Below are 16,136 nucleotides of genomic sequence, written 5' to 3' on the forward strand. Positions count from 1 at the left end.
GAGTACGTATGCGCGCGCCGTAGCGCGGGTGCTCGGTCTCGACGACCAGGCCGCGCGCCTCGCTCTGCGGGTCGGCGAGCGTACGGCGGTCCTCGAACGTCGCGTACGGCGAACCCGGTTCGGTCCCGGCTTGCGCCATCCTCCGCACGGGGTGGAACTGCGGTGCGGCTCGGGCACCCACACGACGTCGGCGCCGACCCGCTCGGCGGCGGCCGCGGCCGCGCGCAGCTCGGCGAGCGTCTCGCCCCAGGGGCCGTACGTAATGCGCAGCCGGGTCACCGGAGCACCTCCGTCGTGCGAAGCAGTTTCGCAGAGCGGTTCCCTGTTCCAGTTTTGCCGAGTTCTTTGTACCCGCTCCCAGGGGCGAACAAAAGACGGGCCCGGCGCGGAACGCGCCGGGCCCGTCCACGTGTCGGCGGCTACCGGATGATGCCGCGCTGCCGGGCGGCCGCGAGCCACTGCGGGAACTCGCTCAGCAGACGGTCGTACAGCTCGGTGTCCGTGACCTTGTCCAGGTCGTCGACGCAGAAGAAGCCCGCGTTGTCGACCGCGCGGCCCGGCATCGTGTCGAACTTCTCGAGGATGCCGTAGTCGGCGCGGCCGAGGCCGACGAACTGCCAGAAGATCGGCAGGGTGCTGGCCTGGGTGAGGAGTTCGCCGATCTGGCGGCTGCGGTTGATGCCGCCGTCCGAGAAGAACAGCACGAGGACGGGGTCGCCCGGCTGGCTGGTGTAGAGGCGCACGATGTCGTTGATGACCGGCGGCTCGTTGTTGCCGCCGCGGATGCGCTCCAGCTGGTCCGGGACGCGCGGCGAGCCGTTCGGCAGCGGCGGCAGCTGCTGGCCCTTCGACACGATGTACACGTGCTGCTCGATCCAGCGCGCCAGCTCGGGGACACGGAAGGACGGCAGGCGGCTGTAGTCGTCGGCGAAGATCCACGCGTCCAGCGAGCCGTCCGAGTCGAGCTTGGCCGCGACCGGCGCCATCCGCTCGACGAGCCGGCCGACCGCGCCCTCGCCGTACAGCTTGCGCATCGACCCGGAGCGGTCCAGGACGATCGCCACGCGGGCCCGCACACCGGTAAGGCCCTTCTTCTCCAGCGTGACCCGCACGGTCTCCTTGCGCAGCGAGACCATCGCGCCCATCTGCGGCGGCAGCGCGGCGACCTCGTGGTCGTCGGCGGGGTTGGGCAGGCGCACGGTGGCGTCGCCCGCGCCGGCGGGCGCGGGCGGCGGCGCGAACGACGGCGCGGGGGCGGCCGGAGGGGCGAACGACGGGGCAGGAGCCGTGGGCGGCGCGAACGACGGCGCGGGGGCGGCCGGGGGCGCGAACGAGGGCGCCGCGGCGGGCGCCGCCACCGCCTCGGACTGCTCCGTGTCGTCCTCGGCGATCGAGACGCCGTAGTCGGTCGCCAGCCCCGCGAGTCCCGAGTCGTACCCCTGCCCGATGGCGCGCAACTTCCACGCGCCCTGGCGCCGGTACAGCTCGCCCAGCACCATCACGGTCTCGCTGCCGCGCGCCTGCACGGGGTAGGTCGCGAGCTGCGCGCCGGACGCGTCCACCAGGTCGAGCGAGAGCCCGGTGACCGCCGCGAACGTCCCCGCGTGCACCGACGCCGCCACCACGACCCGGTCGACGTCGGCCGGCAGCAGCCCCGGACGCACCGTCAGGAACTCGACGCCCTGCTGCGCGCCCACTTGGTGGGCGACCGCGCCGCCCGCCGCCTGGGGCTGGTTGTAGAAGACGAAGTCGTCGTCGGAGCGGACCTTCCCGGCCGCGGTGACCAGGAGCGCCGACGCGTCCACGGCCGAGGCGCCGTATCCGTGCGCGCCCGGGGACCAGCGGACCACCAGAGAGAGATCCCCGGCCGGGACGGGGACGTTGGCACCGGCGGTGAGGGTCGTCGTCATGCCCCACAGTGTCCTGCGCCCGCCGGTTCCCCGCTGCACCTGCCCGGAATTCGGGCACCGCCGGGCCCGGTCGGGCGCGGTCGGGCAGGTCGTCAGCGGCTCACGCCACCCGGTGCTCGTTGATCAACGTGCGCTTCGTGCACACGCCGTCCTCGAACCACTGCCACACGCGCGACCGCTTCGTCCCGGTCTCGTCGAGCTGGATCATCTCGTAGAAGAAGCCGCCCGGGTCGTCCTTGCGCGTCCACGTGAGGCAGATCGTCCGCTCGTCGACCTCCCACGCATGGCCGTTGATGCGGTCGGTGTCGAACCAGATGTTCCGGTCCTTGTACGTCGCCGGGAAGTGGATGACCTCGGTGCGGCCGTCGGGCCATGTGTAGGTGTTGACCTGGTAGTACGGCCACTCACCGGTGTCGGGGAACGTGCAGGCCAGGTGGGTCGCGTGCCGGTCGGTCACGTTGCCGTCGGCGTCGACCCAGATGTACTCGCCCTCCCACTCGCCTTCGTGGCGGGCCAGCAGCGGCATCTCTTCCCTGATGGACATGCGTGCCCTCTCTCTGCGGACTTTCCTCCGGTACGGGCTACCGCGGCGCCGCGTCCCACCACCACGGGTCGTCCTTGGGCCCGTTGTTGACCAGGAACGCCTGGCGGCGCACGAAGCGGCGGATCGACGCGGCGCCCATGCGCGAGCCGCCGAGCCCCGACATGCCGAACGAGTTCTTCTCCGCGTCGTGGACGAACGCGGTCAGACCCGCGTCGTTGACGCTGACCGCGCCCGCGTCCAGGCGCCGCGCGACCGCGAGCGCGGCGTCCTCGTCGGCGGCGAACACCGCGGCGGACAGGCCGTAGCTCGTGTCGTTGGCCAGCCGCACCGCTTCGTCCGTGTCGTACACCGACATCAGCGGCACGATCGGGCCGAACGTCTCCTCGGCCATCACCCGCATGCCGTGGTGCACGGCGGTCAGCACGGTCGGGCGGCACCACAGCCCGCCGCCGAGCTCCTCGACGGTGCCGCCGACCAGCGCGTGCGCGCCCTGCTCGTACGCGTCGTCTAGGTGCTCACGGATGACGGCGGCCTGCGCGGGGTCGATCAACGGCCCGATGCCGCCGGCGTCGAGGTCCGGCCAGGCCAGGCCGAGCGCGTCGGCGCGGTCGCACAGCAGGCCGGTGAACTCGTCGAAGACCTTGCGGTGCACATAGACGCGCTCGATCGACAGGCACGACTGGCCGGCGTTCGCGGTCGCGCCCCACAGGATCGCGGACGCCGCGCGCTGCAGGTCGGCGCCGGGCAGCACGATCGCCGCGTCCTTGCCGCCGAGTTCGAGGTGGGCGGGAACGAACGCACGGGCCGCGCGCTCGGCGACCGCGCGGCCGGTCGCGACCGAACCGGTGAAGCACACGACGTCGGCCGCGTCGACCAGCGCCGCGCCGACCTCGGCGCCGCCCTCCACCAGAGCGACCACGGGCGCCAGCGCGGGGACGGCGTCCAAGGCGCGCCGAAGCGGGGCCAGGAAGCGCGGCGTGACCTCGCTCGGCTTGACGACGGCGGCACAGCCGGCCGCCAGCGCCGGGATCAGGTCGATGGTGCCGAGCAGGAGCGGGAAGTTCCACGGGCTGATGACGGCGGCGAGCTGGTACGGGCGTTCGGCCGAGCGCGCGGTGATCCACGGCAGCGCGGTCGGCGCACCCGCCGCGGCGCCGCCGGTCTCGGTCGGCGCCGCACCCCAGCGGGCGAGTCCGCCGAGGACGGCCTGCACCTCCATGACGGACTCGGTACGGCGGCCGGTGTCGTGACCGAGGGCCTCGACAAGCTCGTCCTGGACGAGCGCGATCTGCACGGCCAGTTCGCGCAGCGCCGCGGCCCGCCCCGCGGCGCCCAGGGCCTCCCACGCGGGCTGGGCGTGCCGCAACGCGGCGAGCGTGTCCGCGAGTCCGGCCCGGGTGGGCGGCGCGAGCGCGCGTTCGTCCCGCCCGGTACGCGGGTCGCGGACGCGCAGCAGCGCGTCGGCGGCGAACCCGCCGCCGTCGGACCCGGTCACGGCCGCACCGTCCCGCGCCGCACACGCGCCGCCGGTCCCCGACGCGGACCTGACTCCCGCCGGCCGGGATCGCCGTTCGACCGCTCATGACGCGCGTCGCCCACCCCGCGTGCACGCCGCGGCCCCACACCGGCACTCACGTGATCACCCCCGCCTTGATCAGGCGCTCGAGCGTCTCGGGCTGGCGGCGCGCGAACCACGCGCGGTCCGGGACGGTGTAATCCGGCGGCTTCGCGGCGGCCTCGCCGTCGGCCGCGCCCTCCGCGGCCCCGTTGGACGCCGTCCCCTCCGACATGAGGCCATTGGGCGTCTCGCCCGTCGCGCGCGCGTACTCGCCCGCCCACAGGGCGGGTTTGCCGCGCGCGAGCAGGTTGCCCATGCCCGGTCGGCGCCGCGTGCGCCGCAGCGCGGCGAGGTCGAGCTCGGCGTTCGCCACCATGCTCTCCCCAACGCCCGCCTCCACCAGAACGGTTCCGGTGAAGTCGACGACCTGCGACATGCCGTCGGTCGAACCGCCCGGAATCGCCGTGCCGGTGATGCCCGCCGTGTTGGCCGACACCACGTACGCGTGGTTCTCCACAGCGCGCGCGATCCGCGCCACCGACTTCGGGGTCGGCCGCGGGCTGCCCGCCTCCGACGTGGAGTGGCACAGCACCTCGGCGCCGCGCAGCGTCAACGCCCGGGCCGGCTCGGGGTACAGGATCTCCTCAGAGGCCAGCGCCGCCAGGTTGCCCAGCGGCGTGCGGGCGACCGGGAGCACGCCGTCGATGCCGTACACGTCCAGGTACTTGTCCAGGACGTACTCGGGCAGCACCACGGGGCGCACGTCCGGTCCGATGAGGGCGATGCTCGCGGCGGTCTCGGCCCGGATCCGGGTTATGGCCCGCCCGATGGCCTCCCGCGCGTCCTCCGGCGCCAACGCGTCGACCGCGTCGCACCGTGACCGCAGGGCGAGCGCCCGGTAGTGCGGGTCCCAGCCCGCCGCGCCGGAGCCGCCGCTGTGTCCGTCGTACCCGTCCATCGCGCCCCCACGCGGCCGGAGTGTTCGGAACGCCGTTTCGCAAGCCGGAATCTAGCAGCCGGAGTTGGCGGTGTACACGAACCGCCGCCCGACGCCGGACCGCGCCTCTTCCGCCCGGATGGGCGGCGAGTCCTTTCCCGTGACGGATCTTGACGGTGTGTTATGTGATTCGAATCACGAAGTCCGATCCATCAGAAGACGTATGACTCTCCCAAGGATGTGGAAACCGACCAAACATGAACGAGAACGGTCCCGCGTTTCCGGCGGGCGGGGTGGACGCCCCGGCCGGCCACGACGCGCACGTCTGGGCGGAGGGGGAGCAGGAGCGTGCCCGGCTCCTGCTCGCCCGCGCCGGCGACATAGCCCGGCGCATCGAGCGCATCTGCGGGACGCTCACTCAGGAACCCGCCGGCGGCTGAGCCGGCCCCCGGGCCGCCCGGCGGCGGCCACGTGCGGGACGGGACCGCACACAGCACACAGCCGAAGGGCCGCCCGCACCGGATGGTGCGGGCGGCCCTTCGGCGTTCGCCGGCGTCCGTCATCGCGCGGCAGCGGGCAGGCGGCCGCGGAGTGGCGACGGAGGCGTCGGAGGAGGTGGTCAGCCCAGCGTGAGGTGCTGGCCCGGGAAGATCAGGTCCGGGTTGCCGCCCACCACGGAGCGGTTGCTCTCGTACAGCTTCTGCCAGCCGCCGTGCACCGAGTGGTCGGCGGCGATCTGGCTGAGGGTGTCGCCCGACTTGACGATGTACTCACCGGCGGCCGCGGGCTTCGCCGGGGCGGCCTGCTCGGTCTTCGGGGCGGCCTCGGTCTTCGGCGCCGTCTGGGTCTTCGGCGCGGCCTCGGTCTTGGGGGACGACGCGGGCTTGCTCGGCTTCGTCGGCTGCGCGGCCGGCTTGCTCGGCTTGGTCGGCGTCTTGGTGACGGACTTCTCGACGGGCTTGCTGTCGCCCGCCGTTCCCAGGTCCGGTGCGTCGCCGCCGCGGCTCAGACCCGCACGCGCGCCGCACACCGGCCAGGCACCGGGGCCCTGGCTCCGCAGGACGTTCTCGGCGACCCGGATCTGCTCGGCCTTGGACGCCTGGTTCGGCATGCCGGAGCCGCCGTTGGCGCGCCACGTGCCCAGCGTGAACTGGAGGCCGCCGTAGAAGCCGTTGCCGGTGCTGATGGACCAGTTGCCACCACTCTCACACTGGGCGACCTTGTCCCACGTCGAGACGCTCGCGGCGGACGCGGAGCCTGCGGTGGCGACACCCACGAGGGGGGCCGCGACGACGGCGCCGGCCACGACGGCGGTGCGCACGCGGCGCTGGGTACGACCCATGCCGCGGTGGGTGTTGTCGCTGCGGAAAGCGAGACGGAGAGACATACATTCCTCTCGGAATTCCCGTGGGGCGATGCGGCGGCGCGGGCCCGAAGGCCGTGCCGCACGGGGTGCCGGCACACCCACGCCCTGCGGCGTGCGTGTTCCGGCAATCGCTGGTTCCGCGTCCCTCCCAGGCGCGGATCCCGGACTCAACGAACGAGCCGAGAACCCACAGGGTGCGATTTGCACATTGCCGAGACCATAAGCAGGTTATAAGGGCGTAATCAACCTCCTCCGATGTTTATGCAGGTCAGCCCGCGTTTTTCCGAAGCAGCCGAGAGCGTGTCGGGAGCGTTTCGCGGTTTGCCAGTGGGACTGCCGGGGCACGATTCGCCCGGTTTGCTCACGGGCGATACACAGAACGCGTTCGGCGTGTCACGTTGCGCGACGGCATGACGATATGTGATCGTTCCGTCACGTCGAAGACGGCGGCAACCAAAAGGTTTACAGGTCCGTAAAGCAGCTATATGCCCGTGTTGTGATAGACGCGTGACCGAGCTCACACAGGGGTCATGCTTGTTGTTCGCGCGGCGCGGTATTAATGCGCCGCGCGCCCGGCGCACCACCGCGTTCAACTGCGAGGATTCACTGCGCGAAAGACAACGGCCAGGTCCGCAAAACGGCGGGTGATTCCGTGCGCCCCCGGAAAATCCCTGTGACCCAGGACACTTTTCTCCGAGGATAAAGATCGGCGCCGCCGAGGCGCCGCAATTTAAACGATCGGCTGGATTCTCCGGCGTCTCGCGGGCCCGTCCGGCCGGATCCGGTCAGCCCGTCTTGCGGGGGCGGCGGGCCGGCGTCTTCGCCGCCGACTTGGCGGTCGACTTGGCCGTCGACTTCGCGGTGCTCCTGGTCGACTTGGCCGACGACCCCGCCGAGGATTTGGCCGTCGACTTGGCGGGCCGCTTCGCCGTGGACTTCGCGGCGGCCTTCGAGGTCGACTTCTTCGCCTCCGTGCCCTTCGGCGTCGCCGCGCCGCGCACCGCCTTTGCGGGCGCCTTCGCCGCGGCCTTCCGCGGCGCCCCGCCCGCCGCCTCGCGCGCACCGCGGGCGTCCTCGACGCTCTGCCGCAGCGCCGCCATGAGGTCGATGACCTGTGCGCCGCCGGTCGGGGCGGGCGCCTCGGCAGGCACTTCGGCGCCCTCGAGCCGCGCGGCCACCAGTTCCTCGACGGCGGCCTGGTAGTCGTCGTGCTCCTGGCCGAGGTCGGCGGTGCCGAGCGCGTCGATCAGGGTGTCGGCCATGTCGAGCTCGGCGTCCGACACCTTCACCCGTTCGGTGGGGGCCACGCCTTCCGTGGAGTTGATCTCGTCCGGCCAGTAGAGCTGGTGCAGCACCAGCACCTCGTCGTGCGCCCGCACCAGGGCGAGGATCTCGTGCCCGCGCATCGCGAGCTTGGCGACCGCGGCCTTGCCGGAGCGCTGCAGCGCCTGGCGCATCAGTACATAAGGCTTGGCGCCCGCGGTGTCAGGCGACAGGTAGTACGGCTTGCCGAGCTGCAGCGGATCGACGTCCTCGCCGGCCAGGAAGCCGTGCACCTCGATGGTCCGCGAGGTCGGCAGCGGCAGGTCGGCCAGGTCCTCGTCGGTGACCGTCGCGACCCGGCCGTCGGCGGCCTCGTAGCCGCGGACGATGTCGCCCGGGCCGAGCTCCTCCCCGTCCAGCTCGCAGACCTTGCGGTAGCGCACCCGGCCTTGGTCCGTCCGGTGCATCTGGTGGAACTTGACGCTGTGCTCACTGCCGATGGCGGACACGACCTTCACGGGGATGCTCACCAGCCCGAAGCTGATCGCCCCTTTCCAGATGGCGCGCACGGATGCTCCGATCGTCGACCCCCGGAGTAGCCTTGATTATCCCATTTGTCGCTTTTGTCGACATGTCGCGCGGGGAGGAACCGTGCCGGTCACCCTGGTCGAGGGCCGCAGGCTGACCCTCACCCACCTCGACAAGGTGCTGTTCCCCGACACGGGCACCACCAAGGGCGAACTGGTGCACTACTACACGGCGGTCGCCTCGGCGCTGCTGCCGCACCTGCACGACCGCCCGCTGTCGTTCGTCCGCTTCCCCGACGGCGCGTCCGGACAAGTGTTCGTCACGAAGCACATCCCGCCCGGCACCCCGCCCTGGGTGCACATCGCCGAGACGCCCACCCGCGACAAAACCCTCCGCCAGGTCGCGATCCAGGACCTCGCCAGCCTCGTGTGGGCCGCCAACCTGGTCGCCGAGCTGCACACCCCGCAGTGGCGCGAGGACGAGCCGGGGCAGGCCGACCGGCTCGTCCTCGACCTCGACCCGGGGCCGCCCGCCGACCTGCTGGACTGCCGCGACGCGGCGCTGCTGCTGCGCGACCGGCTCGCGGCCGACGGGCTGACCGCATACCCCAAGACGTCCGGCTCGAAAGGGCTGCACCTGCTCGTACCGATCACCCCGACACCGTCCGAACGGGTGACGGCGTACGCCAAAGCCGTCGGGCGGGAGCTCGCCGACGCGCACCCCGACCGGCTCGTCCTGTCGATGGCCAAGGCCGAGCGGCCCGGCAAGGTATTCATCGACTTCTCGCAGAACGCCGCCGCGAAGACCACGGCGGCGCCGTACACCGTGCGCGCCCGCAGCGTCCCGACCGTCTCCGCACCGGTCGGATGGGACGAACTGGCCGCCGCGGACGACCCGCGCGACCTCGTCTTCACCATCGACGACATGCCCGAGCGCATGGAACGGTACGGCGACCTGCTCGCGCCCCTGCTCAACCCGAACCGCGCGGGACGCGTGCCCGAGCCCGTGGCCGCGCCCAAGACCCCGCGGCGCGCGGCCCCGGCGCCGAAGCCCGCGGGCAGGCGCCCGCGAACGCCCGTCGACTCCGCGGCGCGGACCGTCGAACCGCCCGTCGCGGTCGTGCGCCCCCAGGCCGTCGGCGACGTGCCGCGGGCCGACGCGCTGCCCGGCGGCGTCCAGTACTCCATCAAGCTCGACGGCTTCCGCGCCGTCGCCTTCGCCCGCGGCGCCGATCCGGCCGTCCTGCAGTCCCGTTCCGGGCGCGACCTCGCCCCCGACTTCCCGACGGTCGCCGCCGCCGTCGCCGAACTCCCCGACGGCACCGTGCTCGACGGCGAACTGTGCGCGTGGCACGAAGGGCGCCTCGACTTCGGCCGGCTCGTCCAGTCCGCGCGGGGCCGGGAGCGCGACGGAGTGCCGGTCGGCTACGTCGCGTTCGACCTGCTCGCCGTGCCCGGCCGCGACCTGCGCGCACTACCGCTGCGCACCCGCTGGGAGCTGCTCATCGAACTCCTCGACGGGACCGGGCCGCCGCTCCAGCTCGTCATGGCCACCGACGACCGCGCCGAAGCCCTCGACTGGCGGGCCGCACTCGCCCCGACCGGCGTCGAAGGGCTCGTCGCGCGCGGGCTCGACACCCCCTACCAGCCCCGGCTGCGCCGCGCGTGGCTCAAGATCCGCGACTCCGACACGGCGGACGTCACCGTCCTCGGATACACCGGCACCGCCCGGCGACCCCGCGCCCTGCTGACCGAATCCGCCGACGGGACGCGGGCGTTCACCTCGCCGAAGCTCAACGCCGTCCAGGCGCGGGACGTCGGCGAGGCACTCGCCGGACGCGAGCTGGGCGGCACGGAAGAGGACCCGGACCAAGGCGTCGTGCACCTGGTCGAGCCGCTCACGGCCGAGGTGACGGCGGAGGTCGGACGGTCGCCGTACGTGAAGTTCGTTCGCCTGCGCGGGGATTGATCGGCCCGGCCGCCGGGCCCCGCCCCGGCGGCCCGCCCCGCCGACCGCCCCGCCGACCGGTCAGCCGACCGGTCAGCCGACCGGTCAGCCGCGCCGGAACAGCCGTCCCAGCACCCGCAGTCCGACGACCGCGGCAAGCGCACCCGCCGCCCCGAACGCCCACGGCTCCCAGTCAGCGCGCAGCGGGCGGTACTCCGCGTCGCCGTCCCGGATGACGACGTAGCCGACCGGCGTCACCATCGCGCCGCCTCCGCCTCCACCGCCCTCGTTGGGGCCTTCCGTCCCATCCCCTCCGACGCCCGCCCCGCCGCCGAAGCCGAACTTGGCCTTCGCGACCGGGATCACCGTCACCCCGTCCCGCTCGACGGGGTCGCCGAAGGCCGCGGAGACCGACGTCTTGCTGCCAAGCGTCCCGGCCAACCGCTCCAACAGCCTTTCGGCCGGCCCCGACGCGGCCGCCGCGGCCTCGCGATGCGCCGGCGTCGACTCGTTGTGCGCGATGGACATGGCCCGCCTCCCGAAGTCAGGTGTCTGACGGCCAGCATGTCCCGCCGGGGGCGGTCGCGCCATTCACGGACCGAGGGGGATCCCTCGGACGCCCCCACCCCGTGCTGGGATCCTGCGCGCCGCTCGGAACGACGGATCCAGGCTGTCGGCGGACCCCGTGGCGGCGGCCGCCTACAAGGCCCTGCTCACCCGCGCGGGCCAGGGAATGCACACCCACGAGCTGGATCGTGTCGGTGAGTTCGTCCGCGCCGAGAAGAGCGTGCCGTCGCTCGCCAAGACGTTCCCCAGGCCGCCGTGGCGCGCCTACGACGACCTGGAGCGCAAGGGCCGCTGGGCCGGCCGGGCGCTGCCGGTCACCGGTCTGGCTGCCGGGCTGGCCGCCACCGGCCGCTGGGGCGGCGTCGTGGGCGGACTGCTCATCGCGGTGACCCCCACCGTGTTCGTCGCGCTCGGAGTCGGCGCGCTGTGCGGCCGGCTCCTCAATGACAGCGCCTACTGGCGGGCCGCCCGGCTGCCGGCCGGCCGCTGCGACGACGTGCTCATCGACTGGCAGGTCGGACTCGGCCTGGACAGCGAAGCCAAGGCCCTCGTGAGCGCCCGCGCGGCGAACGCCGCGGCCGAGCGTGAGCGCGCGTACGCGAGCTCACGCTCCGGCGGTTCGGATGATTCGGGGAGCTCCGGCTGCGGCAGCTCGGGCAGCAGCTGCGGGAGTAGCTGCGGCAGCTCGTGCGGCAGCTCGTGCGGCAGTTCCTGCGGCAGCAGCTGCGGGGGCGGCAGCTGCAGCTGACGGCGAGGCCGTCCTGTCGACCGAGGACCCGTGGCACGGCCTCGGCTGTGCCACGTTCGGTCATTCGGGGGACCTCGGCCGTCCGGACGGCGTGTGCGTCGACGGGGCGGGTACGCGCAGGCGTCAGCCATGCCCGTGCCGCCTGCGGGCGCCGTCGGCCTACGAGGAGGCGCCTGATGAGCACCTTGGACGTACCGAGCGACGACGCCGGTGGCGCCCGCCGCTCCCGGACCGAGGCGGTAGCGCGCGCCGGCGCGGCGCCGCAGTGGATCACATGGGTGACGCTCGCGATGATGACGACCAGCTCGGTCGCCAGCCTGCGTGCGGCGCCGACCATGGCCGTCTACGGCCTCGCCTGCGTCTTCCTCTATCTCGGGCCGGCCGTCGTGTTCCTGCTGCCGACCGCGCTCGTGTCGGCGGAACTGGCGTCGGGGTGGAACGGCGGCGTCTACAACTGGGTGGCCCAGGGCCTGTCGAAGCCGCTGGGCTTCCTCGCCGTGTGGTGCCAGTTCGCGATGACGATCTTCTACTACCCGAGCCTGCTCGCCTACGTGGCCAGCACCATCGCCTACGTGATCAACCCGAGCCTGGCCAACAACGGCGTCTATACGGCGATCGTGATCGTCGTCGTCTACTGGACCGGGGTCTGGATCTCGTCGCGCGGCACGACAGCGGTCGCGGGCTTGGCGAAGCTCGGCCTCATCATCGGCACCCTGATCCCCGGCGCCCTGCTCGTCGTGCTCGGCATGGTCTTCCTCGGACAGGGGAACCCGTCGGCCGCGCCGATGGACGCGGCGAACTTCTTCCCCCAGTGGACGGGCGTGGCCAGCCTGGTGCTGATCGTCAACAACTTCCTCAGCTACTCCGGCATGGAGATGAACGCCGTCCACGTGAACAAACTCCAGGACCCGGCGAAGCAGTTCCCCAAGTCGATGTTCCTGGCCATGGGCATGGTGCTGCTGATCTTCATCCTGCCCGCGCTGGCGATCAGCTGGGTCATCCCGTCGAGCCAGCTGAGCCTGACGGCGGGCGTCATGCAGGCGTTCGACGCGTTCTTCCAGTACTTCCACGTGGGGTGGCTGGTCCCCATCGTCGCGGTGGGCCTGTGCGCCGCGTCGGTCGGCGGCATGCTGACGTGGCTGGCCGGTCCGTCCAAGGGCCTGCTGCTGATCTCGCGCCAGGAGGGCTACCTGCCGCCGTTCCTGCAGAAGCTCAATCGCAACGGCGTCCAGCAGAACATCCTCGTGACGCAGGGACTGGTCACCACGGTGATCGCCCTGTTCTACGCGCTGATCCCGAACGTCTCCAGCGTGTACTGGATCTTCTCGGTCATCACCACGCAGGTCTACCTGATCATGTACCTGCTCATGTTCGCCGCCGCCGTCCAGCTGCGGCGCAAGCAGCCCGATCATCCGCGCGGCTATCGGGCGCCGTTGCTCACCGTCATCTGCGTCGTCGGCTTCGTGTCCTCGGCACTGGCGATGGTGATCGGGTTCGTGCCGTCGTCGCAGTTCGGCGGCGGCAGCGTCTGGGCGTACATCGGCATCGTCGCCGGCGGCCTGCTGCTGCTCGGCGTCGTGATCCCCGGCGCGTTCCTCCTTGCCCGCAAACCCAGTTGGCGGCTTCCCGACGCCGACAACGCCGCGGTCGACGGAGGTGTGGCATGAGCCCGACGCGGATGGCCTCCGAGCACAAATGGATCTACATCACGTCGATCGTGGTGCTGGTCGGCCTGGCGATCGCCGGCCTGCTCACCTACACGCAGCAGCGCGCGACCAACAAGGCGTACGCCAAGGCGAACCAGCTCAACGACGCGCTCGTCGCCAAGGGGTTCCGCCCGTTCAACGTCAACAACATCGCGCAGCTCCTCGGCACCAACGGCGGTTCGGTCTGCGCGGACCCGAACTCCTCGCTCCGGCGCGGCCTGTGGCTGACCCAGCTCGCCAACGGCGCGGGCGGCCCCGGCATGCGCCCGATCATCGCCGACCAGCGGATCCTCCAAGCGGGCGCCGAAGTCGTCCGGGTGTACTGCCCGGACAAGCTCGACGCCTACCAGCGCAAGATCGACGACCTCAAGACGGGGAACACCGTCCGGGGCTGACCGGCAGCCGACGCGGTGCGCGACGCGCACCGCGGCCGCTTCCACCCGCACAACGGATCGGCACACGCCAGAGGGGCGGGGGGGGGGGGGGCCCCCCCGGGGGGGGGGGCCCCCCCCCCGGCGGGGCGGCGCGCCCCCCCCCCCCCCCCCCCCCCCCCCCCCCCGCCCCTCTGTACGCATCTGCGCGAAACACCGTGCCCTGCGGAGGGCGTGGGATTCGAACCCACGATGACTGTCACCAGCCATAGCGGTTTTCAAGACCGCCGCCATCGGCCACTAGGCGAGCCCTCCAGGCCCGCGTTCCAGTGGTTCGCGGGCCTGGACAGTGTCTCACGCGCGGGGCGCGCGATCACCGGGGATTCGCTCCGGCGGCGCCGTGTGTCAGCGGGTCTGGTCGCCCTCGCGCTGGCCGAGCGTGAGGTCCGTGGTGGCCTCCTTGCCGTCGCGCTGGTACGTGACCTTGATGGTCTCGCCCGGGCGGTGGCTCCAGATCTCGCTGAACAGTTCCTCGTAGCCGGTGACCGGGCGGTCGCCGAGCCTGGTGATGACGTCGCCCGCCTTGAGGCCGGCCTTGTCGGCGGGGCCGCCGGGGGTGACCGGCGCCTGCCCCTGGGCCGCGCTCGGGCGGATGCGGGCGCCGACGCCCTTGTACGACGGGTCGGGGATGACGCCGACCTGCGCGTACACCGGCTTGCCGGTCTGGATCAGCGTGTCGGCCACCCACTTGGCCTGGTTGATCGGGATCGCGAAGCCGAGGCCGATGCTGCCGGCCTGCTGCTGGCCGCCGAACTGGTCGGAGCCGCTGCCCGCCGAGCGGATCGCGGAGTTGACGCCGATGACGCGGCCCTGCGCGTCCAGCAGCGGGCCGCCGGAGTTGCCGGGGTTGATGGACGCGTCGGTCTGCAGCGCGTTCATGTACGACACCTGCTGCTGGTCGCCGGACGCCACCGGGCGGTTCTTGGCGCTGACGATGCCGGTGGTGACGGTGCCGTCGAGGCCGTACGGCGAGCCGATGGCCAGCACCGGGTCGCCCACCGCGGCGGCCGAACTGTCGCCCAGCGGCAGCGGCTTGAGGCCGGTGACGCCGTCGACCTTGACCACCGCGAGGTCGTAGCCCTCGGCGCGGCCGACGATCTTGCCGGGCACCGTGCGGCCGTCGGAGAACGTGACGGTCAGGTCGCCGCCGCCGGCCGCGAGCGACACCACGTGGTTGTTGGTCAGGATGTGGCCCTGGTCGTCGAGCACGAAGCCCGCGCCGGTGCCCTCCTGGGCGCCCATGCCGGAGCCGCCCTTGGTCTTGATGGTGACCGTGCCGGGCAGCGACTTGGCCGCTATCCCCGCGACGGACTCGGGCGCGCGCTGCAGCGCCGCCGGGTCGACCGGGCCGTTGTTGGTGTTGACGGTGGACGACGACGAGCCGTTGTCGCGGTCGGCGATCCACGCGCCGATGCCGCCGCCGACGCCGCCGGCGAGCAGCGCGGTGACGAGCGCGGTGACCACGATCGGGCTGGGGCGGCGCTTCTTCGCGGGCGCCGGGGCGCCGAAGCCGGGGTAGCCCGGGTAGGGCGCGGTCGGCGGCATGCCGAACGGCGGCACGGCGCCGCCGCCCGCCTGGGTGGCGGTGCCGGGCAGGCCGGCCGCTGCCGACGCGGCGGCCGCCTCGGTACCGGACTCGGCCCCGACGGCCGCCGGTTCGGGCGCGACCGCGTCGAGGACCGCCGTGCTCGGCTCCGCGGCGGGAGCGGTAGGAGCGGCGGGCGGGGTCGCGGGCGGAGCGGCGGGCGCGGCCGGCGCCGGCTTCTCGGCCTCGGCCGCGGGCGGTGCGGCAGGTACGGGTGGTGCGGCGGCCGGGGCCTCCGGAGCCGCCTCCGGGCGTGGCACGGCCGCGGCCTCGACGGTCTCGCCCTCGGGCGCCGCGGCCTTCGGGAATGCCTCGGGCTCGGACGGCGCGAGGCTGCTGTCCTCCCCCGGCACCGGCGTGCGGCCGGTGACCTCGCGTTCGTCGCTCACTCGAATCCTCCACTCATCGGCAACTCTGCCCCTCCAGGGTTCCCGATGGCCTGTCGGAACACGGTTAGGACCCAAGGCTCGTGGGGCCCGGGTTCTTTATCCCGTGATTATCCGGCAGGGGTGCCCGCGCCGCCCGGCGACGCGACGGCGCGGCGGCGGCGCGGCGACCAGTCCGGGGCGAAGCCGCCGATCAGTCGAATCAGTCGAACAGCTCCTGGATGAAGCTGCGGCGGTGCCCGTAGTGGCCACCGTGCTTCTTGTGTCCGTAGTAGCCGCCGTGCGAGCCGTGCTTCTTGTGCCCGTAGTAGCCGCCGTGGCCGCCGTGCTTGCCGTGGCCGTAGTAGGCGTGGCCCTGCTGGTGCACGGGGGCGCCGTGCTGCGGGGCGGGCACGCCGTAGGCGGGGGCCGGGGCGCCGTACCCGGGCGGCGGGGGCGCCTGCTGCGGGTAGCCGCCGGGCTGCGGGTACGCCTGCCCCTGCGGGTACTGCTGCGCGCCCCAGCTGCGCTCGGCGTTCATGATGTGCTCGAGCTCGCCGTGGTCCAGGAAGATCCCCCGGCACTGGGTGCACTGGTCGACGCTGACACCGGCGCGCTGGAACGTCTGCATCATGCCGCGGCACCGCGGGCAGGTGAGGTTATTCATCCCGCCAACGTACT

14 protein-coding genes and 1 tRNA gene are annotated in these 16,136 nt (G+C 72.8%); 5 read left to right on the forward strand and 10 right to left on the reverse strand.

Features of this window, described 5'->3' with window-relative positions:
- Positions 1–419: 419 nt before the first annotated feature.
- From QI554_RS37690 to QI554_RS37705, 4 genes are all read right to left on the reverse strand, one after another.
- On the reverse strand, positions 420–1,910 hold the full coding sequence (locus QI554_RS37690) for a VWA domain-containing protein (RefSeq protein ID WP_281476968.1): 1,491 nt from the start codon (positions 1,908–1,910) through the stop codon (positions 420–422).
- A gap of 100 nt (positions 1,911–2,010) precedes the next feature.
- The gene (locus QI554_RS37695; protein WP_281476969.1) at positions 2,011–2,454 is read right to left on the reverse strand and encodes a hypothetical protein; all 444 of its coding nucleotides are present in this window, start codon (positions 2,452–2,454) and stop codon (positions 2,011–2,013) included.
- A gap of 37 nt (positions 2,455–2,491) precedes the next feature.
- Positions 2,492–3,949: an aldehyde dehydrogenase family protein gene (locus QI554_RS37700; RefSeq protein ID WP_281476970.1), complete on the reverse strand. Its 1,458-nt coding sequence runs from the start codon at positions 3,947–3,949 to the stop codon at positions 2,492–2,494.
- A gap of 136 nt (positions 3,950–4,085) precedes the next feature.
- On the reverse strand, positions 4,086–4,970 hold the full coding sequence (locus QI554_RS37705) for a nitrilase-related carbon-nitrogen hydrolase (protein WP_281476972.1): 885 nt from the start codon (positions 4,968–4,970) through the stop codon (positions 4,086–4,088).
- A gap of 236 nt (positions 4,971–5,206) precedes the next feature.
- Here QI554_RS37705 and QI554_RS37710 point away from each other — a divergent pair, with 236 nt between their 5' ends.
- Positions 5,207–5,389, forward strand: a complete 183-nt coding sequence (locus QI554_RS37710) for a hypothetical protein (RefSeq protein ID WP_281476973.1) — start codon at positions 5,207–5,209, stop codon at positions 5,387–5,389.
- Between the two features lie 179 nt (positions 5,390–5,568).
- Here the strand turns inward: QI554_RS37710 and QI554_RS37715 are convergent, their stop codons facing one another.
- Together QI554_RS37715 and ku are read right to left on the reverse strand one after the other, a co-directional pair.
- The gene (locus QI554_RS37715; protein ID WP_281476974.1) at positions 5,569–6,291 is read right to left on the reverse strand and encodes a transglycosylase family protein; all 723 of its coding nucleotides are present in this window, start codon (positions 6,289–6,291) and stop codon (positions 5,569–5,571) included.
- Positions 6,292–7,100: 809 nt separating this feature from the next.
- A complete protein-coding gene (gene ku / locus QI554_RS37720; RefSeq protein ID WP_425528126.1) occupies positions 7,101–8,108 on the reverse strand; it encodes a non-homologous end joining protein Ku in 1,008 nt (335 codons plus the stop codon).
- 121 nt (positions 8,109–8,229) lie between these two features.
- Here ku and ligD point away from each other — a divergent pair, with 121 nt between their 5' ends.
- Positions 8,230–10,074 (forward strand): non-homologous end-joining DNA ligase, encoded by a 1,845-nt coding sequence (gene ligD / locus QI554_RS43480; protein WP_343230854.1) that lies wholly within the window; start codon positions 8,230–8,232, stop codon positions 10,072–10,074.
- A gap of 84 nt (positions 10,075–10,158) precedes the next feature.
- Here the strand turns inward: ligD and QI554_RS37735 are convergent, their stop codons facing one another.
- Positions 10,159–10,581 (reverse strand): spore germination protein GerW family protein, encoded by a 423-nt coding sequence (locus tag QI554_RS37735; RefSeq protein WP_281476977.1) that lies wholly within the window; start codon positions 10,579–10,581, stop codon positions 10,159–10,161.
- Positions 10,582–10,738: 157 nt separating this feature from the next.
- Between QI554_RS37735 and QI554_RS37740 the strand changes: the two genes are divergently transcribed.
- The 3 genes from QI554_RS37740 to QI554_RS37750 all read left to right on the forward strand — a co-directional run bounded on the left by QI554_RS37740 (position 10,739) and on the right by QI554_RS37750 (position 13,469).
- Entirely contained in the window at positions 10,739–11,368 is a 630-nt protein-coding gene (locus tag QI554_RS37740; protein WP_281476978.1) for a hypothetical protein, read from the forward strand.
- Between the two features lie 176 nt (positions 11,369–11,544).
- Positions 11,545–13,035, forward strand: coding sequence for a glutamate/gamma-aminobutyrate antiporter GadC (gadC, locus tag QI554_RS37745; protein ID WP_281476980.1), 1,491 nt, complete (start codon positions 11,545–11,547; stop codon positions 13,033–13,035).
- Complete coding sequence (locus QI554_RS37750; protein ID WP_281476982.1) at positions 13,032–13,469, forward strand: hypothetical protein; 438 nt, start codon at positions 13,032–13,034, stop codon at positions 13,467–13,469. The genes gadC and QI554_RS37750 overlap by 4 nt, the downstream gene beginning before the upstream one ends.
- A 202-nt stretch (positions 13,470–13,671) precedes the next feature.
- Here the strand turns inward: QI554_RS37750 and QI554_RS37755 are convergent.
- The 3 genes from QI554_RS37755 to QI554_RS37765 form a co-directional block, all read right to left on the reverse strand.
- Positions 13,672–13,760: transfer RNA gene (locus tag QI554_RS37755), tRNA-Ser, on the reverse strand.
- A 90-nt stretch (positions 13,761–13,850) separates the two neighbouring features.
- On the reverse strand, positions 13,851–15,479 hold the full coding sequence (locus QI554_RS37760; protein WP_281476983.1) for a S1C family serine protease: 1,629 nt from the start codon (positions 15,477–15,479) through the stop codon (positions 13,851–13,853).
- Between the two features lie 199 nt (positions 15,480–15,678).
- The gene (locus QI554_RS37765; RefSeq protein ID WP_281476985.1) at positions 15,679–16,122 is read right to left on the reverse strand and encodes a TFIIB-type zinc ribbon-containing protein; all 444 of its coding nucleotides are present in this window, start codon (positions 16,120–16,122) and stop codon (positions 15,679–15,681) included.
- Between the last annotated feature and the right edge of the window lie 14 nt (positions 16,123–16,136).

Source organism: Yinghuangia seranimata (genome assembly GCF_029953285.1).
Classification (GTDB): Bacteria; Actinomycetota; Actinomycetes; order Streptomycetales; family Streptomycetaceae; genus Yinghuangia; species Yinghuangia seranimata.